Source organism: Cupriavidus sp. GW823-FHT07B10 (genome assembly GCF_058794355.1).
Window position 1 is genome coordinate 284,284 of the sequence record NZ_JBXAGS010000002.1, and the last position, 22,073, is coordinate 306,356.

18 protein-coding genes are annotated in these 22,073 nt (G+C 59.2%); 1 reads left to right on the top strand and 17 read right to left on the bottom strand.

Annotation, left to right across the window (positions count from 1 at the left end; translation table 11 throughout):
• The 17 genes from AC1Q6V_RS06155 to rfbB all read right to left on the bottom strand — a co-directional run bounded on the left by AC1Q6V_RS06155 (position 1) and on the right by rfbB (position 20,987).
• A complete protein-coding gene (locus tag AC1Q6V_RS06155; RefSeq protein ID WP_454751211.1) occupies positions 1–984 on the bottom strand; it encodes a glycosyltransferase family 4 protein in 984 nt (327 codons plus the stop codon).
• The gene (locus AC1Q6V_RS06160; RefSeq protein ID WP_454751212.1) at positions 981–2,033 is read right to left on the bottom strand and encodes a glycosyltransferase family 4 protein; all 1,053 of its coding nucleotides are present in this window, start codon (positions 2,031–2,033) and stop codon (positions 981–983) included. The genes AC1Q6V_RS06155 and AC1Q6V_RS06160 overlap by 4 nt, the downstream gene beginning before the upstream one ends.
• A complete protein-coding gene (locus tag AC1Q6V_RS06165) occupies positions 2,030–4,573 on the bottom strand; it encodes a glycosyltransferase family 4 protein (RefSeq protein ID WP_454751213.1) in 2,544 nt (847 codons plus the stop codon). The genes AC1Q6V_RS06160 and AC1Q6V_RS06165 overlap by 4 nt, the downstream gene beginning before the upstream one ends.
• Positions 4,574–4,579: 6 nt before the next feature.
• Positions 4,580–6,748, bottom strand: a complete 2,169-nt coding sequence (locus AC1Q6V_RS06170) for a glycosyltransferase family 2 protein (protein WP_454751214.1) — start codon at positions 6,746–6,748, stop codon at positions 4,580–4,582.
• The gene (locus AC1Q6V_RS06175; protein WP_454751215.1) at positions 6,745–7,719 is read right to left on the bottom strand and encodes a glycosyltransferase family 4 protein; all 975 of its coding nucleotides are present in this window, start codon (positions 7,717–7,719) and stop codon (positions 6,745–6,747) included. Before AC1Q6V_RS06175 ends, AC1Q6V_RS06170 begins: the two co-directional genes overlap by 4 nt.
• Positions 7,720–7,867: 148 nt before the next feature.
• Positions 7,868–9,130: a glycosyltransferase gene (locus AC1Q6V_RS06180; RefSeq protein ID WP_454751216.1), complete on the bottom strand. Its 1,263-nt coding sequence runs from the start codon at positions 9,128–9,130 to the stop codon at positions 7,868–7,870.
• Positions 9,127–10,299, bottom strand: a complete 1,173-nt coding sequence (locus AC1Q6V_RS06185; protein WP_454751217.1) for a glycosyltransferase — start codon at positions 10,297–10,299, stop codon at positions 9,127–9,129. Before AC1Q6V_RS06185 ends, AC1Q6V_RS06180 begins: the two co-directional genes overlap by 4 nt.
• 31 nt (positions 10,300–10,330) lie before the next feature.
• On the bottom strand, positions 10,331–11,455 hold the full coding sequence (wecB, locus tag AC1Q6V_RS06190; protein ID WP_454751218.1) for a non-hydrolyzing UDP-N-acetylglucosamine 2-epimerase: 1,125 nt from the start codon (positions 11,453–11,455) through the stop codon (positions 10,331–10,333).
• Positions 11,452–13,017, bottom strand: a complete 1,566-nt coding sequence (locus AC1Q6V_RS06195) for a polysaccharide deacetylase family protein (protein ID WP_454751219.1) — start codon at positions 13,015–13,017, stop codon at positions 11,452–11,454. The genes wecB and AC1Q6V_RS06195 overlap by 4 nt, the downstream gene beginning before the upstream one ends.
• Entirely contained in the window at positions 13,014–14,393 is a 1,380-nt protein-coding gene (locus AC1Q6V_RS06200) for a phenylacetate--CoA ligase family protein (RefSeq protein ID WP_454751220.1), read from the bottom strand. Before AC1Q6V_RS06200 ends, AC1Q6V_RS06195 begins: the two co-directional genes overlap by 4 nt.
• Positions 14,394–14,533: 140 nt before the next feature.
• Positions 14,534–15,295, bottom strand: a complete 762-nt coding sequence (locus AC1Q6V_RS06205; protein WP_454751239.1) for an ABC transporter ATP-binding protein — start codon at positions 15,293–15,295, stop codon at positions 14,534–14,536.
• A gap of 1 nt (position 15,296) precedes the next feature.
• Entirely contained in the window at positions 15,297–16,118 is an 822-nt protein-coding gene (locus AC1Q6V_RS06210) for an ABC transporter permease (RefSeq protein ID WP_454751240.1), read from the bottom strand.
• 1 nt (position 16,119) lies between these two features.
• Positions 16,120–17,535, bottom strand: a complete 1,416-nt coding sequence (locus AC1Q6V_RS06215; RefSeq protein ID WP_454751241.1) for a mannose-1-phosphate guanylyltransferase/mannose-6-phosphate isomerase — start codon at positions 17,533–17,535, stop codon at positions 16,120–16,122.
• 40 nt (positions 17,536–17,575) lie between these two features.
• Complete coding sequence (gene rfbC, locus AC1Q6V_RS06220) at positions 17,576–18,133, bottom strand: dTDP-4-dehydrorhamnose 3,5-epimerase (protein ID WP_454751221.1); 558 nt, start codon at positions 18,131–18,133, stop codon at positions 17,576–17,578.
• Positions 18,130–19,008 (bottom strand): glucose-1-phosphate thymidylyltransferase RfbA, encoded by an 879-nt coding sequence (gene rfbA, locus AC1Q6V_RS06225; protein WP_454751222.1) that lies wholly within the window; start codon positions 19,006–19,008, stop codon positions 18,130–18,132. The genes rfbC and rfbA overlap by 4 nt, the downstream gene beginning before the upstream one ends.
• 10 nt (positions 19,009–19,018) lie before the next feature.
• Positions 19,019–19,933 carry a dTDP-4-dehydrorhamnose reductase gene (gene rfbD, locus AC1Q6V_RS06230; RefSeq protein ID WP_454751223.1) on the bottom strand — a complete coding sequence of 305 codons (915 nt, stop codon included), beginning with the start codon at positions 19,931–19,933 and terminating at the stop codon, positions 19,019–19,021.
• Complete coding sequence (rfbB, locus tag AC1Q6V_RS06235; RefSeq protein WP_454751224.1) at positions 19,923–20,987, bottom strand: dTDP-glucose 4,6-dehydratase; 1,065 nt, start codon at positions 20,985–20,987, stop codon at positions 19,923–19,925. Before rfbB ends, rfbD begins: the two co-directional genes overlap by 11 nt.
• 232 nt (positions 20,988–21,219) lie before the next feature.
• Here rfbB and AC1Q6V_RS06240 point away from each other — a divergent pair, with 232 nt between their 5' ends.
• On the top strand, positions 21,220–22,068 hold the full coding sequence (locus AC1Q6V_RS06240; protein WP_454751225.1) for a symmetrical bis(5'-nucleosyl)-tetraphosphatase: 849 nt from the start codon (positions 21,220–21,222) through the stop codon (positions 22,066–22,068).
• The last annotated feature ends 5 nt before the right edge of the window (positions 22,069–22,073 follow it).

Below are 22,073 nucleotides of genomic sequence, written 5' to 3' on the forward strand. Positions count from 1 at the left end.
TCAGGTATCCCCATTTTCCAGCAATTCGGCAAGCTGGCGCCCGATCACTTCTGCGGAGTGCCGGCTCATTGTGCGTTCGTACGTCGCCTGGATCTTGCGCTCCCAATCGGCATCCGCGAGGCTCTTCCTGATCGTAGTCGCCAGCGCCTCCGCGGAGTCCGGCGGCGCATACCAGACATCGCCGCCAAAGTGTTCCCGCTGCCAGGGCCCATCTGCCATGATCATCGGCTTCTTCATGATCGCGGCCTCCAGGCTGGACCGCCCGGGCGGGTCGCTGCTGACTTCCACCATCACGCTGCAGTTGTCGATTATCGACCGAAGCAACGCACTGCACGGCTGCACAAATGGCAGGAATACGATGCGACCATGCGCTTCCTCCACGCATTGCCGATAGTACTCGTCATCGCGAGCACCGCCGACAAATACGCCATCCATGCCCAGCATGTTCAGGGCGCGAATAAGTTGCAGCTGGTTCTTGATTGGCTCAATCAGACCAAGACAAAGTGCGTAGTCGCTCGCACCGCAGACCGCAGAGGCCAAGTCCTTATCAACCGGTGTGAGAAAGCGCCGGGACACGCAGGCCGGGACGACCTCCGCCTTGCCGTCAGGCAAGTCCACGTAACGACTGAAGTTCAGCAGCTCAGACTCGGATTTGAACAGCAGCTTGTGCACCACGCCGATGATGCCCTCTATCCGGGCGACTTCTGATTGCGACGGCGGCTCGTTCCACCAGACATTCGGCCACAGGAAAATTGGCTTGTTGCGGTGCCGAGCCTCACGAATCATCGCATCGCCATCGGCGTGAACCGAGAAATGCATGATTCCATCATAGAAGCTGAATGGGCGGCTGCCGATGCCATAGATATCCGCGTGAATACCCGATGCGTTGAGAATCTCCGCCACCTGCACCATTTCAGATTCGCCACCGCCGCTGGTGGCGAAAGCCGTGCTGTAAGTCGTAAGCAAGAACTTCAAGCCGTTCATTTGCGACCTCCCTCTCTGGCAGAGGCCAGCGCTTCCGCCCAGTGCGAATCCGATGCCCTGTCCAGCACTCCCAATGCGCGCGAAACGCGCGCCGCGCGGTCAACTGAAGACCCATCCAGGTACCGGACGACGCCAGCAGCCCACTTGCCAGCAGTCGCATCCGGCGCGTAGACGTCCCCTGCATCGCACAGCTCCTCGGCAGCCGTACCACCCCGGACAAGCGCAGGCATGCCCCTGAACATCGCTTCGAGCACCGGCACGCAGAAACCCTCGTGACGGCTCATGACCAACATGACGTCGCTATCCTCGAAGCAATCGAGCAGATCCTCGTCATCGAGCACCCCTTTGAAATCCAGATACTCCAGAATACCCAGCGCGCGGGCGCGATTGATCAGGTAACGCAAATACTCGTGGTTGGGCGTACTGCCGACGATCGACATGGATACCTCGACGTTATCGTGCCGGAGGACTTGCAGGACCTCCAGCGCGTCTTCGATCCGCTTGTGCGGGACCACGCGCCCAACCATCAACAGGTTCCGGAGCCCGTTTGAGCGGGCGCGCGGGCTCCTGAGCTCGAAGCCCGGCATATCGGCGAACACCGGTGGTATGACATGTACCGGTCTGTTATCCACTGCCTGAGCTAGGCTTCTCGCTGTGAAGTGCGAGTTTGCCACTAGCACATCGAATCCGACGAGGCGCGGCAACTGGCGGATTGCCTCCGCGCAGAGTTCGGCCGTGCGGGGCTCGAACTCCTGAAGCAGCTCAGGATCCGTGACACCATGAAAATAGCAAGCCTTGCGATTCGGAAGCGCCAGCAGCCTGTCGAGCTGCGGATCGACAATAGAGTAGCTCACCAGCAATAAATCCTCAGGTGCGATCTCGTCGAACAAGGCGCTTATCGGGCGGATATCCGCGACGCCGATATCGAAATTGCGCGCGTACAACCGCACTTCCCAGCCGGACCGCTGCGCGCAACGCGCAATGCCGAGGCAGTGATTGCCAACGGCGTCTCCGACGAAGATGTCGATAGCGCAGATCATCAGCCTCATCGCTGCCCCCCTGGTACTCCGCCTTCCGCAACGATGGCTTTCAAGCGCGTCTCGTAAGCGCGTGCGACCGCGGCAAGCGAGTAACTGTCTTTGATGCGCTCTTGACCAGCGGCCGCAATGCGCGCGCGCTCCTCGGGAATTTCGTAAAGTCGGCGAAGCTGTTGAGCTGCGATCGAAACGTCTGGATCACACCAGTACTGGCCTTCACTGAACAGATACTCACCGGCACGCAACGGAACGAGTTCGCCGTCCACAAGGTACGAAGTCTGCGGGTCGCAGAAGTCGACATTGCCAGAGAAATTGGTCGCCACGACAGGTTGGCCAAGACCCATGGCTTCGGCGATCACACGCCCAAAGCCCTCGCTGCGGTGTAGCGAGATGTATGCGTCGCAAGCGGCCATGAAATCGACCGAGTCCTGTCGGCTCATGTGTTCGGACACGATCTGAATACGTGGATCCGCTTCCGCCATCCGTAGTACACCTTGCCAAGTCGGATCGGAGTCGCGCACGTTCATTGCCTTGATCACAAGACCGACCGGCTCGTTGTCCGAGCCGAATGCCTTCTGAAAAGCCTGCACCCCCGCTATTGGGTTCTTGCGGCTGAGCCAGGAGTTACCGTCAAACATCAGATAGAACAGGAAGCGGTCTTCAGCCATTCCAAAACGCTGACGATCCGGGTTCACTGGCTCTGGGATCTCAACGGCCATCGGCATGTGGACAACACGTGAGTGACCAAGGCGCTTATAGACAGCATCGACGAATCGACTCTGCGCCCAGATCTCGTCCACAAAGCCATGCACCTCACCGAACGCCTGGGGCCAATGGGGTAGCTCCCACGGCCATGCGCCAATCCTGTACGTATTTGAATTGATGATCCGACGGCCGCCTTCGAGCGCAAGACGGACCATCTCCGGTGGCGGCAAGCAGAACAAGGATACGCCGTAGCGTAGATCGGCACTGAGCAGATGATCGGCAGAGTGGTCGCGCTTTGCCGGCCCCACCATTGGCGCGTTGACAAGCACCACCGGGACCGACAGGCGTTCGAATACGCGCGCTGCTGTTCGTGCGTCCTCCCCAAGACCAAGGGAGCCTTGTGGAAAGCCAACGATATTGACGCCAAACGGCAGCATGCCAAAACGCTGCGTCGCCGCACCTACGTATTCAGCGCGCTCATCGTCCAGTTGAACGTCCAAGCCAGTCAGTGCCTTGCACTCCTTACTCCCTGAGCTTTGCCACCACTGCACAAGTCCGCGTATGCCTTCGACGTTGCTCAGGTCGAAACTTGCATGAAGATCTGGGCGCTCCAACCACAGTGCGTAGAGGAACTTTGGCAACGGATGAAGGCTACCGCGCGCATGGTATGGCTCTAGCAGGCGTTCCCACTGCCCATCCGCCGACCATTCAAGCATGGGATATTCATTGCGGCCATACTGGCTCCACCATTCGTAGCATGCCAACTGTCCGGTAAATGTGCCCAGCTGCATTGCCTTCTGCAAATCCGGGCGCATGTCAAAAATGACCGCTAGGAAACGCGGCAGCCTCAAGATGGCTTGCGGATCGTCAGCCACGCCGTTCAGATAGTTCCAAAGCGGCGTTGTACTCCAGGCCAGTTTCGAGTACTCATGCCGGCCATGGCGCTCCCACCAATTCGCACACTCGAACAGGCCCCTCAGGGAATCAGTCGTCATCGAAAGCGGGAAATCCGGACGCTCCGCCAACAGAGTTTCCAGAAAACGTGGTAGCCGCAGCCCGGTCTGTGCGTCGATACGCTCGATCTCATTCATCCCGGTCCAAATACCTGCAGTGGACCAGATGAGACGAGGGTACTCTTGCTTACCATGCCGCTCCCACCAGTCTACGCATGCGAACATCCCGAGCAGCGTATTCGTCGTAAGTACGGGCTTGAGGTCTGGCCGTTCGGCCAGAAGCATTGGGAGAAATCGAGGTGCAGGTATCTCCAGCGCCATCGGAACACCGGCAGGCTCACTCAGGTGTAGCCATATCGCAGTCGAACTCCAATTGAGGCGCGGGTACTCTTCCCGTCCGTGTGATTCCCACCAATTCATCGCCGCTAGTTGCCCAGCGAATGTAGACAGGTCCAGCGTCCGGCGCAAGTCCGGTCTGCTGTTGATGATCAGATCCAGAAAGCGCGGGAATTCCTCTATGCCGCTACCGGCAATGGGGCGGCGCTCGCTCAGCGCACGAATCAGGGGTTCGGGCTCTAGCACATCCGGGGTCGAGCTGCGCAGCCATAGCGCTACGCATTCCGGGAATTCATCGATCAGCGTCTTGCTATCGAACTGATTTATGAATGCCACATCCTGTTCGCGAAGTTCCCAGTCGAAGTCTGGATAGTCCTTTCGACCGAGGGCCTTCCACCAGAAATACAGCACCATCCGCCCACGAACGGTGCGGCTTTCGAAGTGCGCCAAGTCAGCCCGGAATTTAATCAGGAAATAGATCGCGCTAGGTAACGCGAAGGGTGCACTTTCGAGGGGGTGGCGGTATTCGGCAAGCCAACCGGTAATATTCGACTTCATGCGAGTTCAATGCGAACCGGGGACACGCGAATACATGGCAATCGCGAAGTCTTCCGAATCCAGAGTGAGATTGGGGGAGTAGCAGCGGTCATTCAGGAGTTTCTCACCCCAGCGGGATTTGACGAAGGCAATCTCGCGGTCAAACCGCGCCTTCTTCTCAGGCGTATCCTCATATCCTCGCGACGCCGATTCGTGATGATAAAGCTCGGCATACGGCGTCCACACGTTACGATAACCAGCCCGCTGTACGCGCAGGCAGAAGTCGACATCGTTGAAGGCGACTTCCAGCTGCTCGTCGAGACCTCCAACCTCCATGTAGATAGATGCGCGAATCAGCAGGCAGGCTGCCGTCACGGCGCTCATGTCGCTGCGTAGCAGCAGCCGATAGAAGTAGCCTGGGGCGTGGCGGGGCGAATGCTTGTGCGAATGCCCCGCTACGCCTCCCAGACCGACGATCACACCGGCGTGCTGAACCGTATCGTCGGGATAGAGTAGCTTCGCACCCACCGCACCGACCCTGTCCTGAACCGCCAATGACACCATCTCGGTCAGCCAGTCCGGATCAATGACTTCGATGTCATTGTTCATCAGACAGACGAAGTCGGCATCGCTGGCCAATGCTACTCGGTTATTGATTCTCGAATAGTTAAAGGGGGATTCGTCACGTGAAACGCGGATGTGTGCATCGCCCGCATAGGATGCGAACAGATCAAATGTCGACTGCTCGGTCGAGCCGTTGTCGATGATGGTGATCACATAGTTCGCGTATGTCGTCTTCTCACGAATCGAATCGACACACTGGCGCACGAGAACTGCAGCGTCGCGCGTTGGGATGATGATCTCCACCCGCGGCAACTTTTCCGGCAGGGAATAGACAACCTTGTTGAAGCCGCTCGCTCGCGGTGCCGGCTCTACCGTGCCTGAGACGCCTATACGCACTAGGTGATCGGCAATTGCACGGTGCGCAGCAGTCGAAGCATAAGGCTTCACCTCATGGCTGGACGCGGTACTCTGCGGAATCAGTCTCCAGTGATACAAAACCCTGGGCACGTGGTGCACGGCTTCCCTGCCGTAGGCATCCATCACACGCAATGCGAGGTCATAGTCCTGCGCACCCTCAAAGCCTATGCGAAACCCTCCCACTTCACGCAATGCGGCCGTCTTGTAGACGGAAAAGTGACAGATCATATTCTGGCTCAGGAGGAGCGCATAGTTGAGATCGCACTTGAAATAAGGCTCCGAGCGTACACCTTCCACGGAAATCTTGTCCTCGTCGCTGTAGAGCAGCACGGCATCCGGCCTTGCGTTGATCGCCTCGACCATGTGGAACAGCGCAAGTGGATGCAGCTCATCGTCGTGATCCAGCAGGCCGACATACTCGCCCGCCGCCATCTCGATTGCGGTATTGCTCGCCGCACTGATGTGACCGTTGGTCTCGCGATGAGTCACCTTGATGCGCGGATCGCGTGCGGCATAGGCATCGAGCATTTCGCGAACATGCGGTTCAGTCGAACAGTCGTCCGCGACGCAAAGCTCCCAGCGATCGTAGACCTGCGCGGCTACCGACTCGATAGCCTTCTGGAGCCATTGTGCCGGCGTGTTGTAGGTCGGCATCGCAATGCTGATCAGCGGCCGCTGAGCCCAACGCGCAGCGCATTCGCGATAGCGCGGGTAGTTCGCCGGCGACGGCTCGTTGTTCTCGATCCAGCGGTCGTAGCTAAGATCAACCTGATTACCTGCGCAGCTCGGACCATTGCCGATATTCTTATCCGTCACAACTATGCGCCGCGAGTCGGGCTCGGCCTGATCGACACCGCCGACAATCTCGATACGCAGATCAAGCACCGAGAACAAGCCCGGATGCGAGACCGCATCGAATCGCAAACCGCGCAGCGACGCCGGGAAAACGATCTCCTGATCTACGAAACCATCAGGATCGACATTGAAATAGATAGCACCCTGCTCCGACAGGCCCGCACCGACATCAACATAGAGCACGCAGGGCGAGCGGCGCAGATGCTTGGTGGCAAGCCTGAATGAGAACCGTACAACCTGTTCACGCATCTGCTCCCAGCCCTCTATCAGGAATTGAGGATCCCCGGAGATTGCTTGCCACTGGAACGCGGCTTCCGTGGCGGCCTCGACGTTCCTGAATGCTTTCAGTTGGATTTTCATTTCGTAATCACAGAGCTATAGATTGTCGCCATGGGTTCAAGCACAGCAGACCAGCGAAAGTCCCGCGTCGGGGTATGCTGACTGGAACCAATTGAGCCGCCGATGGCGGCCAGGATCGCGCGAACGATACTTTGGGTATCGGCCGGATCCAGGTAGGCAGCGTCGTCGCCGAAATACTCACAGGTAGACCCAACTTGGGTAACAGCAATACGGCAGCCGGCTGCGTAGGCCTCGAGGGCTGCGAGGCCGGGCGTCTCAAGCGTACTTGGCAGGCAAAACACATCACACGCCGCATAGGCCGAGCGCAACAGCACGGAATCATGTGGAAGGGGGCCCAGATAGGCCACCTGGTTGCCGCCCTCCTCCAGGCATTGGCGCGCGTAGGCCGGATCGCGCTGGTGGCCAATCAGAACGAGCTTACGCTCAGGGAAAGCTTTCATCGCCCGCACCAGCGAAAGCTGGTTCTTGCGCGGCTCAATATTCCCGACATTGAGCACAAAGTCGCTGCCTATTTCGAAATGTTCGCGGAACAGATCAGGCGAAACCGCCTCATAGAACATCGGCTCTACACCATTGAGCACCGAGACGAAGCGCTCGCGGGGCTGGTCGAATACGCGCGCGAGCGTGTCGCATTCAATCTCCGAGTTCGCGATGACACGATCGGCCAGCGAAAACTGGTGTGCGATCTCGGCCATCGGATACAGGTGTGCGGTTTCTTCAGTAACCCACAAGCTGGACGATACGACCAGGGGCAAGCCCAGTTGCCGGACGAAATTGCAGTAGTGGACCGAACCACCCACGCACGAAAAGAAATGAACCAGTTCGTGATCGAGGAAGCGTGGATTCCAAGGGTCAAACAGCGTGACGTCGATACCGAAACGCGAAAGATTGCGTTGGTACGCCAGCAACTGAATCTCCCCACCGCCAGGGGTGTGGAATGCCATTGGATAGGTAGAAAATAGTGCCTTCATTCGCAGTACTCTTCAGTACAGTGCAGCGACCACGCGGGTCACGCCTTATTCATTGCACGGTGCATGCCGCCGGCGCAGTCAGTCACGGCAACTTCCGCGCCCGCCGTCGACATCACAGTCAGGCTTGCCAATTGTTCGGCATTGCCGGTCAACATGCGCCTTCCGTCGCCCCTGCTCCAATGACTCTGTGCGCAGCGTAATGCGTCTGAGCGACCTCCCGGTACAGATCGTCATAAGCCTTGCCAAGCGCGGTGCCCGAAAACAAGCGCAAATATCGTTCACGCGCGGCCGTGCCCATCCTCGTGGCAAGTGCCGAATCCGCCAGCAATTGGCGAAGCGCTGCCGCCATCTCTGTTGGCGCCTCAGGGGGAACCACGAAGCCGGTCACACCGTGCTCGTTCACGAACGATGTGCCACTACCAATCTCACAACAGACCATTGGCTTGCCGAACATTGCGGCTTCGACCAGCACCATGCCGAATGCCTCCGATCGGAGATGCGACGGGAGCACAAGCGCGCGGCAGCGACGTAACAGAGCGACCTTCTCTGCGTCGGAAACCTGACCGGCAAACACAACCCGGTCGGCGCGATGCTTCACAGCCAGCGCCCTCAGGCGTTCCATCTCAGGGCCGGATCCTGCGATCACGATCGTTGCCGGTACATCACCTGCAGCCTCAATCAGTGTGTGCAGGCCCTTGTAGTAGCGAAGCACGCCGAGCGCCAGGAAGACCGGAGCACCGGCGCAATCATCATCCAGGCCAAAGCGCGCAAGCAGCGCCGCGTCGTTCGATGTCGGCGTCGCGCTAGCGTAGTCCCCGATACCAAGCGGAATCGCATGCAGCCGCCGCTTTTCCACCATCGTTCCGAGTACCGGACTCGTGTGTGCATATGTCGGGGACGTCGCAACTACCGCATCCATCGAGTCAAGCATTCGCCGCATTAGCGGCTTGTACAGCATTCCCAGATAGCGCTGGCGAACAATATCCGAGTGATAGGTCATCACCGCCGGCTTGTTTCGTCGGCCCAGCATGCGCAGCACGTCGCCGAATGGCCACGGGAAATGAAAGTGAAGCACATCAGCCCAACGCTCGAGCGCGCGAAAGCGGAGCAGGGACTGGGGTCCACCGAGATCGCAAGAAGCCGGCTCCGCCCACGACCTGGCACGAACGACCTGAGCCTCAGGCAAGCTCACCAGTTCCGGCTCTGGCGTCGGCGACAGCGTGAATATCCGCGATTCGATTCCGCGCTCAGAGCAAGACAGCGCAATCTGCCGAATAGCTTCCTGAAGGCCACCCGGCGGATCAGGAAAGTAAGTGCGATAGATATGCAGCACGCGAAGCGGCTTCACGCCGCCGCCGTCAGCACTGGTAGCGCGTCCAGGGGGATATACAGGCAATCGCATATCGTTCATGCGCGTGCCTCCAGGCTGCGAACCGTATCAAGCATCTTGGTGGTACGTGCTTCCCAGGTATTGTCGCCAACGAAACGGCATGCCTCGTCACGACTCAGCTTGCCGCGCGCGAGCTGTTTCTCGATTGCAGCGACAAAGCTGTCGGCGTCAGCGCCGACCTCGAGGCCTTCCGAACGTGTCTCGGTAAACGCAAGCGGCGTAGATACGACCGGCAGGCCAGCTGCAAGGTACTCGAAAAACTTCATCGGGAACATGGACTTCGTGTAGTCGTTGAGCAATGTCGGCAGCAATCCGACGCACATGGCCCGAAGGTAGTCCGGCAACTGCGCATAGCTGCGGTAGCCCAGAAAATGCACATTGGACAATTGCGCAAGTTCAGCGACCGGCTTGCTTCGCTGACCCTCGCGCTCCTCGCCGATGAATACCCACTGCCAGTCTGGGCGCGCGCGTGCTGCCGCAAGCAGCAGACCGAAGTCAACCTTGAAGTCAGACAACACACCATGGTAGACGACGCGCGGCTCGGGGATCGCGGCCAGTTCCGGTGGCAACTGTCCTGGCTCAAGTGCCTGACCGAAGTGGCGATCATCCACGACATTGGCAAGAAAGTACGTGTTCGGATTGAATGACTGACAACGTTCTTTGAGCGACATTGCCGTGGCGAACACTACATCGCACCCGGCCAGCAGCCGCCGCTCTGCCATGTTGAATGCCTCCACATCGACACCAGGAACTGCGGCCAGGTCATCAACACAGTGATAAACCAGCGCACCGCGCTCCAGGCTGTCGACGGCATCCATCATGAACGGGTGATACGTCCAAACCAGCGGTTTGTGAATACCGCGCGCGCGCGCAAAGCGGCTGATGCCGCTGCGCAGCAATGCCTGATTGAAACGTCGGACCAGCGGCCAGTGGTGAAGGGCGGGCACGACCAGGGGCGAGAACACCCATATATTGGTATCGCGCCTGGGAGCGCCAAGCAGCACTGACTGCATGCCACGCCAGAGCCGGCGCCAGAGTCGGCCCCAGTCGCGCTGGCTCGCCATGCGTGGTGCACGCAGCCCAACGCTCTCCACATAGAGAACACGCCAGCCCATGCGGGCAAGGACGCGCGCCGTATGCTGCTTGTTGGTCCAATACGGCTCGTCCCAGTCTGCGGTCGAAAACAGCACGCAATCGCCAACGGCGCCAGACACTTGATGGCTACCCAAGGAACGCCTCCATTGGCTCGCCAGTCAGGCTCGCCACAATCCGCTCCGCAGCGCGGCCGTCGCCATAGGGATTGCTTCTGGCAGCCAGAGCCTCCCGGCGTGTGGGTTCTTCCAGCCAGCGAATCACTTCCTGCTCAATGTTGATATCGGAACGCCCGGCCAATGTGGCATAGCCGGCATCGATGCCTTCCATTCGCTCTGTCACATCACGCATGACGACAGTAGGCACGCCAAACGTAGGAGCCTCCTCCTGGATCCCACCAGAATCACTGACGACCAGCACACTCCGGCTGATCAGATAGAGACTGGTCGGGTAGTCGACCGGCTCAAGCAAAACAAGATTCGCGATGCCCGACAACTCTTCGAGAACCGGCTTCCGAACTTTTGGATTCAGGTGGACCGGGAAGACCCACTGATATTCCGGATACCGGCCACAGAGGCGCCTGAGCATCCGGCAAATAGCAAGCAACACCTCGCCATGATTCTCCCGACGATGGCAAGTGACGAGAATCTGGGGCGCTCCATCCTTCAGTGCCGCAAGCTCCGCCGGCACCGACGGCGGGGCTTCGCTCCAACTCTGCCGCACTGCATTGATAGCATCAACAACTGTATTGCCGGTCACGACAATCGCATCATCGCGAACACCTTCGCTGAGAAGGCTCGCGCGTGCGCGTGCAGTCGGCGCGAAATGCCGAGTAGCAATGCGGCCAAGCAGACTCCGATTTGCCTCCTCTGGAAATGGGCTCGCAAGATCGCCTGTGCGCAAGCCCGCCTCCACATGCCCGACCTTGATCCCGCGATGGAAAGCTGCCAAGCCCGCGCACAGCGCTGTAGTCGTGTCCCCCTGCACGAGCACCCAGTCTGGCTGCTCCACTTCAAATGCCTCGTCGAACTGCGCTATCAGACGTGCTGTCAGCGCATTCAGCGACTGACCTGGAACCATTGCGTCGTACCGCAGGTCCGGCTTGAGCGAAAAAAACGACATGGCGTGCTCAAGCATCTCGCGATGCTGGCCGCTGCTACAAACAACGGTATCCACTAGCGGCCGCAGAGCGGTGATAACCGGGGCCAGCTTGATGACTTCCGGGCGCGTACCCATGACGACCAAGACCTTCATGACAAGCACAACTCCTTTGATACCGGCAAACGGTGGCCCTTGTATTCAACCGCGAACGCGAGGTCGCCGACATGCACCGGTGCCGCCGCGATCCTGTAGCCATCGCCTCCAGCTACGACCTGCGTCAACGACTTGGCGCGCACGAAGTCCATGGCGATATCCTCATTCATGAAGAGCGGCTTATCGCTCGACTGGCGGATATAGGCGACTAGCGCACGATGTGCGTCGATCCGGCTCCGCTCATCCTGCCAACCATAGGCGTAACGCTCGGAAAACGGGTGATCAAGGTAGCCAAACAGTGTGCCGGTGTCCCGAGCAACATCAAACGCCTGCTTGAAGATCGCCAGTGGATCGCCTTCTGCCAGCATGCATTCGCCGTGCAGCATGCATTGCTGACTATGTCCGATGAAGCCGGCCGGCAACCCGGCAAGTTCCCCGCCGCGCGCGAGAACGAATTCGGGATCATTGCGGATGATGCCACCGATGCAACCTTGGTAGCCTATGTCGGCCAGGGCATGAAGCGCATAGCCTGGCGACTGGTGAAACGGCGAAACGGCGTAGCGCACGTGGCATCCTGTTGCCTCACGGAGACGGATGACGGACTGTGAGCCTTCCTGCAAAGCAGCCTCGTAGCTGCCCCCCCAGTTGGGTGCATGTGTGGCCGTGTGCGACAGAAGCGCACCGCCTTGAGCAAGCAACTCGTTAAGCAGCGGAATATTGCGCGCAGCGGCGAGATTACTTGTGTGAACCGCGAGGCTGAATGGGACATCCAAGTCACGATATGCGTCCCACAACGGGCGTGCTGATTCTACGTCCTCGTCGCAATCCAAACGCGATGTGATCGCGGCATCATAGCCCCACGGGATCTCGCTCAGAACTGGTTGGCATGGCAAGGTCTCGGCGCGATGGTTCGCGAGAAATGTCTCAACAATCCGCCATTCGAACGAATCGCAAGGCCCAACTTGACGGTTGAACCACAACACGCTCGCGTCGGCCAACTCTCCGAGTGCGGCATACGAACCGGCACGAACGCCATCGACAGTAACTGCAGCAATTTCATCGGCGCCTGCGTCCATCGCGCGAGACACGGCCCAGGGCGAACCATCAGCCCGGATCGCGCCGAAGCCAAGGTTATTCCACTCGTCTGTGAAGTCGAATCGCTCGAAGGCCCGCTCCCACTTCGCACCGCCTAGTATGGCGGCACGCTCACAATAGGCGACAACTGCTGGGCTGGCACTCCAGGCGCGTCTTGGTGCCGCCTGGCTTCGGCTAGCTTCAGGTAGCGACGCCGGCCATTCTGCGGATGCCCACCCCAGCCTGTCTGCCAATACAGGGGGAAGCGTGCCGAAAAGAATCAGCTTCCGGCGCCCACCGCGCAGCCAGCCGACTAGTAGATCCCCCCAGGAATCGGGCAAATCGACGGCGGTAAGTATCGGATAGCCGACATCTAGTGCACCGTGTCCGGCCAGGGCAACTTGCGCGCGGCTGACCGATCGGCGCAGGGCCGCGGCAACAAGCCGGCCCGCTGTACTCGACGGTTGCGCGAACAATACGCCGATCATGCTGTCACCACGTGCCTGAACTTAGCGCGGCGCCCCACGCGCACGAAGTCATCATGTCCTACGAAGGCGATATCGAACCCCGACGGCCAAAACGCCCTGAGCTTCTGGCGCGTCTCGTCGGGATTCGCCCATGGTTCGAGCACGAGTCGCAGCGTCGGCAACGTCGTACGCAGATCGATCTGGAACTCCTGAATTCCACCAACTCGATGGTCGAGGATGTCCTGAATGTGGTGGGTGGGATAGTCGACGCCGTTGATCGGGACGACATCGTGGATACGGCCTATGATATTTGTCAGAACGAACGCGTCCGGACGCTCTTCAACGGCAGCAAGGTCGCCGGTGGCGTAACGGATCAACGGCATGAGCTTGTTGCGAAAACCGGTGAAAACAAGTTCATGCGCACCATCGGCGTTGTCGGAAAGCGGCCGACTCTCGGGCCAGCCTTCCGACTCGAGGACCTGCAAGCCCTTTCCAGAACCGTTCAATTCATAAGCCATCACTCCCAGCTCGGCCAGGCCGTAACGATCCACTACGCGGCAACGCAATGCCGACGCAATCAGCTCGCGTGCCTTTGGCTCGAGCAACTCACCGCTCGACTCGAACACGGCAAATGTTTTGCCGCCGCCATATCGACGTTGAACATAGGCGGCCAACGCGTGGATCGTCGACGGATGCGCGTGCACGAGATAGGGCTTGCGCCGCTTCAGTGTCGTCCAGATTTCCTCCAGGCCGACATCGTCGATACGGTCAAAGAAGATATTGCTGCGATTCATCGCGAAACATTTGAAGTCTTCGCGCGATGGCCATTCGGGAGTTGGATCGTTGGGAAAACGACACGCAAAGTGCAGTTCCGAACGATGGCGCAGCTTGCCGATTGCCTGGCGTGCGAAATACGTTACGGATGACGAATAGTCGGCAGCAGGCTGGTCGTAGAATATCGTGCACGACAGACCAGTAGAACCACCAGTCTTGCAAGCGTGATGACGAAGGCTTTCCAACGGCCTGGAGAGCAGTCGATTGCCCTGTTCGCGGATGATGTCCTTCGTCAGATAGGGAAGTGCTTCAAGCTGGCGCGCATCCGTGACCTTTTCGGGATTGAATGAGATCGCTCGGAACAGGTCTCGGTAGTACGGCACCTCGGAGCCGGCAAAGCACAGAATGTCACGCAACCGCCCTAGTGCAATGGCGCGACGTTGCGGAAACGGCAATTTGTAATGATGGCGGAGCTCAGCCACTTTGGCGGTCACGTCACGTCGCTCCATGCGATGGGCGATCGGATAGGCGACATAGCCGCCTACGATGCCTTTGGCCAGCCTCAATGGCTGGTGTGCGAAAAGCGTTTCGCCGTACTGGAGCAAAGGGTGATCAGCTCGCATCTCAATTCAATTGGGGTTTCTGCCGCATTGCTGGCGGCCGATGCATGTCGGTCGCCGCAATGGGTGATTGTCTTTCCAGCTCTCTGTTCCGCGATCAGCAACGTCGCCGCGGCTTTCTTGTCCAGACTTTCGTCTGTAAGTCAGCTTGCTTCCTGCCACGTCACTTCTTCGGCCACTGCGGGAGCAATCGGAGTATCGGATACGATCCTGCCGTGCTGCATTTCGATTCGCCGAGTGCAAATCCGCTGCACCATATTCGGGTCATGTGAGGCAACCACCAGGATCGATGCATTCTGAACCAGTGCACCGAGCCGCTTCTCGGCCTTCTCGGCAAAAGCCGCATCACCGACGCTCAACCATTCGTCCATGATCAATATGTCTGCCTCAACACTCGTTGAGATAGCAAACGCTAGGCGCAACATCATGCCGCTCGAATACGTCCGTACCGGCAAGTTCAGGTATTCGTCCAACTCGCTGAAATCAGCAATCTCATCAATCTTGCTGCGGATCTTTGCCGGTGTCAGGCCATCCAGAATGCCGCGAAGATAAATGTTCTCGAAGCCTGTCGCATCAGGATCCAGTCCCATTGACACGTCCAGCAGCGAGGCGATCTTGCCCTTCGTTTCCAGCATGCCGCTCACCGGGGCGTAGACTCCGGACAGTGTCCGCAACAGCGTGGTCTTGCCAGAACCGTTGTGGCCGACCAAAGCAATCCGCTCGCCGTCAGAAAAGCGGAAGCTAAGCTGATCCAGCGCCGTCACTACCGCGTGATTGCCTGCGTCCCGGCCAATCCGGCCGCCAGTTGTCAGGTTCAACACCGCCTTTTTGAGTGAACGATGCGAGTTTTCGTAGATGGGAAAGGAAACCGAAATTTCCCGGGCATTAATGTATGAGCTCACGATGTCACAGCCAGTAAGGAACACGGTTGCGATAGCGACGCATCAACGTCTGCGCGACCGCAAAGCCAAACACCAGCAAACCGATTGACCATGCCCACGACTCCCAATGGAGAGGCCGGCCGGTGATTGGCGCGCGAACCGTCTCGATCAGGTGGTACAACGGATTATATTCGGCCACCCAGCTGCGCTCTTTCAATATCTCCGGCGACCACATAACCGGCGTGAAGAAAAACACAACCTGGATCAAATTGCCGACGATCGGCGGAATGTCGCGGAACCGCGCGCACAAGACGCCGAGCGAGACACCGACCCAAATGCCGTGTAGAAGCAACAGCGCGAGAGCCAGCGGCACCAGAAAAAACTCCCAGGTCGGCCAGTGACCGAACGCGATCAGCACGATCACCACTACCGGGAGGCTATGCAGCAAGATCGCAAAATTACGCCACGCGATCCGGCAAACGTGAATTGTCAACGGAATCCGAACCTGTTTGATCAGGTATGCCGCCCCGATAAACGACAAGCAGCCTTCATTGGCGACTGCACCGATGAACTGCCATACCACCAGGCCGACGGCCAAGTATGGAAGATAGTCGCGGATTTCCTGATGCAGCAACGTTGAATACAACGCCCCAAGAACCACGACCATGATTGCCGTGCTCAGCGTGAACCAGAATGGTCCAATGACCGAGCGTCGATACCGCTGCTTGATGTCATGCCAGCCCAGCGTTCCCCAGATCCGCGCCGAGCGAATGCCGATGATCAGGTCATCGTTTCCAGCATGCTCCGCGAGATGCCGTTCCGTGCGTCCAGTTGCTGCAATATCCATATCAGACACGTCCATACACGTCCTCGAAGCGGACGATGTCGTCCTCCCCGAGGTAATCTCCGCTTTGCACTTCGATCATGATGAGATCGACAACACCCGGATTCTCCAGCCGGTGCTTGTGTCCCGCGGGGATGTAGGTTGATTCATCCGTGGCAACCAGAAACGATTTCTCGCCGTTGACCACTTTCGCCGTGCCGCGCACCACGATCCAGTGTTCGCTGCGATGGTGATGCATTTGCAGGCTGAGACTCGCGCCCGGCTTCACCTCGATCCGCTTGATCTTGAAACGCGGACCCTCTTCGAGCACCGTATAGGTGCCCCAAGGCCGGCGCACAGTGCGATGTAGCTTATAGGTATCGTGACCACGCTTCTTCAGCTCGCCGTAGATGTGCTTCACATCCTGCGTGCGATCCTTGTGGGCAATCAGCAGCGCGTCGGGCGTATCAACCACAACGAGATTTTCGACGCCAACCGCTCCAATCAGGCGCTCATGGCTCATCACGAAACAGTTGGTGACGTCATACATGACCACGTCTCCATCGATTCTGTTTCCGTGCGCGTCAGCCTCCTGTAGGTCGCCAAGCGCCTTCCATGACCCGATGTCGCTCCATCCAATGTTGCAAGGCACCACCGAGGCACTCGTGCACTTCTCCATCACGGCATAATCAAGTGACTCATCAGGAACCGCGCGAAAAGCGATTGAATCCAAGTCGATTTGGGTCCACTCCGGGCCTGCTGCGACATGCGATTGCTCCATGCATTCGGTAGCGGCGGCAAGAATGTCCGGCCGGTGCTCATTCAGTTCGCGGAGGATGCTGCCGGCGGTAAAACAGAACATGCCGGAGTTCCACAGGAAACGCCCCGAGGCAAGATATTCCTGAGCCTTTTCCAGCGTTGGCTTCTCTACGAAGCGAACAACCTTCGTACCATCCGCCTCGATATAACCAAAGCCGGTTTCCGGCGAATCGGGCTGGATCCCGAACGTCACGATCTTGCCATCGCGCGATAGTGCTTCCGCGCGTGCAACGGCTTCAGCGAACGCAGACTGATCGGCGATCAGGTGATCGGCGGTGAGGACCAGCAAAACCTGGTCCTCACCGAACGTATCGGCCACATACCGCGCAGTTACCGCGATCGCGGCTGCAGTATTGCGCCCCGCAGGCTCCAGCAGAAACGACGTGCGAACGCCATCGATACCGACTTCCCGATACTCGTCGACGGTCTTGAAAAAGAGCTCACGATTGGTCACCGTGATGACATGCTCAACCTCAGGCAAGCCCGCCGCCCGAAGATAGGCCTTCTGCAGCAGGCTCTGTCCATCCGCGAGCCGGATAAATGGCTTAGGATGGTGTTCGCGCGATACCGGCCAGAGCCGGGAGCCAGCGCCGCCACTCAGAATGATTGGAATCAGACTCACATCGTCCTCGCTACCAGCATCGGGCAGAAAGAGAGCAAACTCAAACTGCGTCTTCGAAAACTTCCGCCGCGTCGAAGCGCTGGCCCGCAGCATCCTTCGCTGCGAGCATCGGTTCGGCTATCGGCCAGTCGATCGATAGCGTCGGATCATTCCAGACAATGCTACGTTCGAACTCCTGGTACCAGTAGTCAGTGGTCTTGTACAGGAACTCTGCGTACTCTGAAGTCACGACAAAGCCATGCGCAAACCCTTCAGGCACCCACAGCTGGCGCTTGTTCTCGGCGGAGAGCGTGACACCGACCCATTGACCGAATGTCGGGGATTGCCTGCGGATATCCACGGCAACATCGAAAACCTCGCCGGCCACCACGCGCACCAGCTTGCCTTGCGGGTTCTTGATCTGATAATGCAGGCCGCGGAGGACCCCACGGACTGAACGGGAATGGTTGTCCTGCACGAACGCCCGCCTCACGCCAGTCGCTTCCTCGAACTGACGAGCATTAAAGCTCTCGAAAAAAAAACCACGATCGTCGCCGAACACCTTTGGCTCGATGATCATGACGTCCGGAATCGCAGTGCGAATGACGTTCAGACTCATTTGATGGACTCCGAGATGATTTGCTGCAGGTATTTGCCGTACCCGTTCTTGGTGAGTGGCATGGCCAGCGCGGCGACCTGTTCCGCACTGATCCATTTGCTGCGGTAAGCAATCTCTTCAGGGCAAGCCACCATCAGCCCCTGGCGGTTCTGCAGTGTGGCAATAAAGCTGGCTGCTTCCAGCAACGACTCATGCGTCCCGGTATCAAGCCAAGCATACCCCCGCCCCATGATCTCCACATCCAACTGCGCCATCTCCAGATAACGCTTGTTGACATCGGTAATCTCGAGCTCGCCGCGTGCAGACGGCTTGATATCAGCGGCAATATCGCAAACCTGGTTGTCATAGAAATACAGCCCAGTAACAGCGTAGTGGGAACGCGGCTTCAGCGGCTTCTCTTCGAGCGACAACGCACGGAAGTTCTCATCGAACTCAACCACGCCATAACGCTCGGGATCATGCACATGATATGCAAAGACCGTTGCCCCCACCGACTGCTGGGCCGAGCGAGTCAACTGGCTAACCAGATCGTGGCCATGGAAGATGTTGTCGCCAAGAATCAGCGTGGACGGATCGTTGCCGATAAAGTCACGCCCGATGATGAAAGCCTGCGCCAACCCGTCCGGCGACGGCTGCACCGCATACTGCAGGTTGATGCCCCACTTGCTGCCGTCGCCGAGCATATCGACAAAACGCGGGGTGTCTTCCGGAGTGGAGATGATCAGAATGTCCCGAATCCCCGCCAGCATCAGCGTGGACAGTGGGTAGTAAATCATCGGCTTGTCATACACCGGCAGCAACTGCTTGGAGACCGATCGCGTGATCGGATAGAGCCGAGTACCGGAACCTCCGGCGAGGATAATGCCCTTGCGCATGATGTCTTGCTCAGGAAAAGATCTGGTCCAGCAGGTGGTGCACACCTTGCTGCCAATCTGGAAGATGGATACCGAAGGTCTGGCGCAGCTTGCCAGTGTCCAGGCGGGAGTTGGCCGGACGCGGGGCAGGCAGGGGATACGCCGTGGCGGGGATGGCCTCGATGCGGGCTGGGTCCACCTTCAGGTCGATGCCTTGGGTCGCGGCGTAGCGCAGCACTTCGGTGGCGTAGGCGTGCCAGCTGGTCTCGCCGGCGGCTGCCAGGTGGTACATGCCGGAGGCGAAGGCCTGGCGGTCGCCGTGGAGCCAGTGTCGCGCCACGATCTGTGCAGTCACATCGGCGATCAGCGCGGCCGTGGTGGGAGCGCCGAACTGGTCGGCAATCACGCGCAGGCTGTCGCGCTCGCGGCCGAGCTTGAGCATGGTCTTGGCGAAGTTACCGCCATGAGCACCAGCCACCCAGCAGGTCCGCAGAACCAGCGCGGCACCACCGGCCGCGGCAATTGCCTGCTCCCCGGCCAGTTTGCTCTTGCCATAGACCGATTGCGGATTGACGGCATCGCTTTCGACATAGACACCGTCCTTGGTGCCGTCAAAGACATAGTCGGTCGAATAGTGGACCAGCAGACTGCCGAGAGCCTTTGCCTCCTCGGCGAGGATGCCGGGTGCCGTGCCGTTGATGGCAAAGGCGAGACCCACCTCGGTTTCCGCCTTGTCCACCGCGGTGTAGGCCGCCGGATTGACGATCACGTCGGGCCGGCAATCACGCACCACACGACGGACTTCGTCCGGTCGCGACAGGTCGCAGCCAGTGCGATCCAGTGCCACCACGTTTCCCAGCGGCGCAAGGCTCCGGCGCAGTTCAAACCCCACCTGCCCGTTGCTGCCCGTTACGAGAATGGTCGGAACCGCGGGATTACGCTGCATATTGCTTCGCCACCCAGTGCCGGTACTCGCCGGACATCACGTCCTGCACCCACGCCTGGTTATCCAGGTACCACTGCACCGTCTTGCGCATGCCGGATTCAAACGTCTCCGCCGGCTTCCAACCCAACTCGCGCTCCAGCTTGCGAGCATCGATGGCATAGCGGCGGTCATGCCCCGGACGATCCTTCACGAATGTAATCTGGTCGCGGTAAGAACCGGTGGCCTTCGGACGCAGTTCGTCCAGCAGATCGCACAGCGTGTGCACCACGTCCAGGTTGGTCTTCTCGTTCCAGCCGCCGACGTTGTAGGTCTCGCCGAGTCGCCCGTTGGCAAGCACCTCACGGATCGCCGAGCAGTGGTCACGCACGTACAGCCAGTCACGCACATTCAGCCCATCGCCATAGATCGGCAGCGGCTTGCCCGCCAGCGCATTGGCGATAATCAGCGGGATCAGCTTTTCCGGGAAATGATACGGACCGTAGTTGTTGGAACAGTTCGTCGTCAGGACCGGCAAGCCGTAGGTATGGTGATACGCGCGCACCAGATGATCCGAGGCCGCCTTGGAGGCCGAGTACGGGCTGTTGGGCGCGTACGGCGTCGTTTCCGAGAACTGGGGATCGGTCTCGCTCAGCGAGCCGAACACCTCGTCGGTTGAGACATGCAGGAAGCGGAAGTCCGACTTGGCCTGCCCTTCGAGGCTGCCCCAGTAAGCGCGAGCCGCTTCCAGGAGCGTGAAGGTACCAACGATATTCGTCTGGATAAATTCGCCCGGACCATGGATGGACCGGTCTACATGGCTCTCCGCCGCGAAGTGCACGACTGCGCGCGGATTGTAGGTGGCGAAGAGCTCGTCCAGGGCATCACGGTCACAAATATCCGTTTGCGAGAACACGTGCCGTGGATCGTCCTCGACCGACGCCAGCGTCTTCCGATTGCCTGCATAGGTGAGCTTATCGACGTTGATGACCCCATCCGCCGATTTGTCGCCCAGCCATGCCAGAACGAAATTGGCGCCGATAAACCCGGCACCGCCTGTGACCAAAATATGCGACAAAACTTGCTCCTTGCCTCGATATGTTTCGATGACCCGGCAAATGCCGAGCGCCCACCTTGTCCGCATCCTGGACGGCGGGGCGTTAAGTGCCTGCAGAAGTGGCGGTATTCTATCCGACGGAATGCCCTAACCTACGTGCCCTTCCCCTCTTTTTGTAGCCTCATGTAACCATGCCACGGTATATCGGTCACAAAACTACAAATAGAAGCGAAATAGTTTGTCTCCGATTCTGATGCCCAACAATAAAGTGCTTCACTCAACACTATTCGCCGTCGGCGACCTACAGGGTTGCGCAGCCTCGCTGGACACCCTGCTGGGCGAATTTCCGGCACAGCCAACCCTCCGCTTCGTCGGCGACCTGGTCAACCGCGGCCCAGCCTCCCTCCAAACCCTCCGCGCCATCCGCGCTGTGGGCAGCCGCGCCGAAACCGTCCTCGGCAACCACGACATCCACCTCCTCGCCGTCGCCGCCGGCGTCCGCAAAAAAGGCAAATCCGACACCCTGGACGACATCCTCACCGCCCCCGACTGTGAGGACTTGCTAAGCTGGCTCCGCCACCGCCCCCTGGCCCTGCTGGAAAACAACTTCCTCCTAATCCACGCCGGCGTCCTCCCCCAATGGACCGCCACCCAAGTCATCGACCTCGCCCGCGAAGTCGAAGACCAACTCCAAGGCCCCAACTGGCAAGGCTTCCTCGCCGACATCTTCGGCAACGCCGCCAACCGCTGGCACGACGGCCTGCGCGGCATCGAACGCCACCGCGTGGTGGTCAATGCCCTCACCCGGCTGCGCTACTGCACTGTCGATGGCGTGATGGACTTCAAGACCAAGGAAGGCCTGGGCAAGGCGCCGGACGGGTTCATGCCGTGGTTCGACGTGCCAGGGCGGCGTACCGGGGATGTGACGGTGGTATGCGGCCATTGGTCGACGCTGGGCCTGGTCATGCGGCCGAATCTGATGGCGCTGGATACTGGCTGCGTCTGGGGTGGCAAGCTGACGGCGGCCCGGTTGGCACAGGATCCTGCCGAACGGACCGTCGTTCAGGTTGATTGCCCGCAATATTGTGACCCGCTGGCCTGACTGGC

What these genes read in the sequence shown, in the direction of transcription:
- AC1Q6V_RS06155 (WP_454751211.1), bottom strand. Translation starts at nt 984, where the DNA reads ATGAACGGCTTGAAGTTCTTGCTTACGACTTACAGCACGGCTTTCGCC.
- AC1Q6V_RS06160 (WP_454751212.1), bottom strand. Translation starts at nt 2,033, where the DNA reads ATGAGGCTGATGATCTGCGCTATCGACATCTTCGTCGGAGACGCCGTT.
- AC1Q6V_RS06165 (WP_454751213.1), bottom strand. Translation starts at nt 4,573, where the DNA reads ATGAAGTCGAATATTACCGGTTGGCTTGCCGAATACCGCCACCCCCTC.
- AC1Q6V_RS06170 (WP_454751214.1), bottom strand. Translation starts at nt 6,748, where the DNA reads ATGAAAATCCAACTGAAAGCATTCAGGAACGTCGAGGCCGCCACGGAA.
- AC1Q6V_RS06175 (WP_454751215.1), bottom strand. Translation starts at nt 7,719, where the DNA reads ATGAAGGCACTATTTTCTACCTATCCAATGGCATTCCACACCCCTGGC.
- AC1Q6V_RS06180 (WP_454751216.1), bottom strand. Translation starts at nt 9,130, where the DNA reads ATGAACGATATGCGATTGCCTGTATATCCCCCTGGACGCGCTACCAGT.
- wecB (WP_454751218.1), bottom strand. Translation starts at nt 11,455, where the DNA reads ATGAAGGTCTTGGTCGTCATGGGTACGCGCCCGGAAGTCATCAAGCTG.
- AC1Q6V_RS06195 (WP_454751219.1), bottom strand. Translation starts at nt 13,017, where the DNA reads ATGATCGGCGTATTGTTCGCGCAACCGTCGAGTACAGCGGGCCGGCTT.
- AC1Q6V_RS06200 (WP_454751220.1), bottom strand. Translation starts at nt 14,393, where the DNA reads ATGCGAGCTGATCACCCTTTGCTCCAGTACGGCGAAACGCTTTTCGCA.
- AC1Q6V_RS06210 (WP_454751240.1), bottom strand. Translation starts at nt 16,118, where the DNA reads ATGGATATTGCAGCAACTGGACGCACGGAACGGCATCTCGCGGAGCAT.
- rfbC (WP_454751221.1), bottom strand. Translation starts at nt 18,133, where the DNA reads ATGAGTCTGAACGTCATTCGCACTGCGATTCCGGACGTCATGATCATC.
- rfbA (WP_454751222.1), bottom strand. Translation starts at nt 19,008, where the DNA reads ATGCGCAAGGGCATTATCCTCGCCGGAGGTTCCGGTACTCGGCTCTAT.
- rfbD (WP_454751223.1), bottom strand. Translation starts at nt 19,933, where the DNA reads ATGCAGCGTAATCCCGCGGTTCCGACCATTCTCGTAACGGGCAGCAAC.
- AC1Q6V_RS06240 (WP_454751225.1), top strand. Translation starts at nt 21,220, where the DNA reads ATGCCCAACAATAAAGTGCTTCACTCAACACTATTCGCCGTCGGCGAC.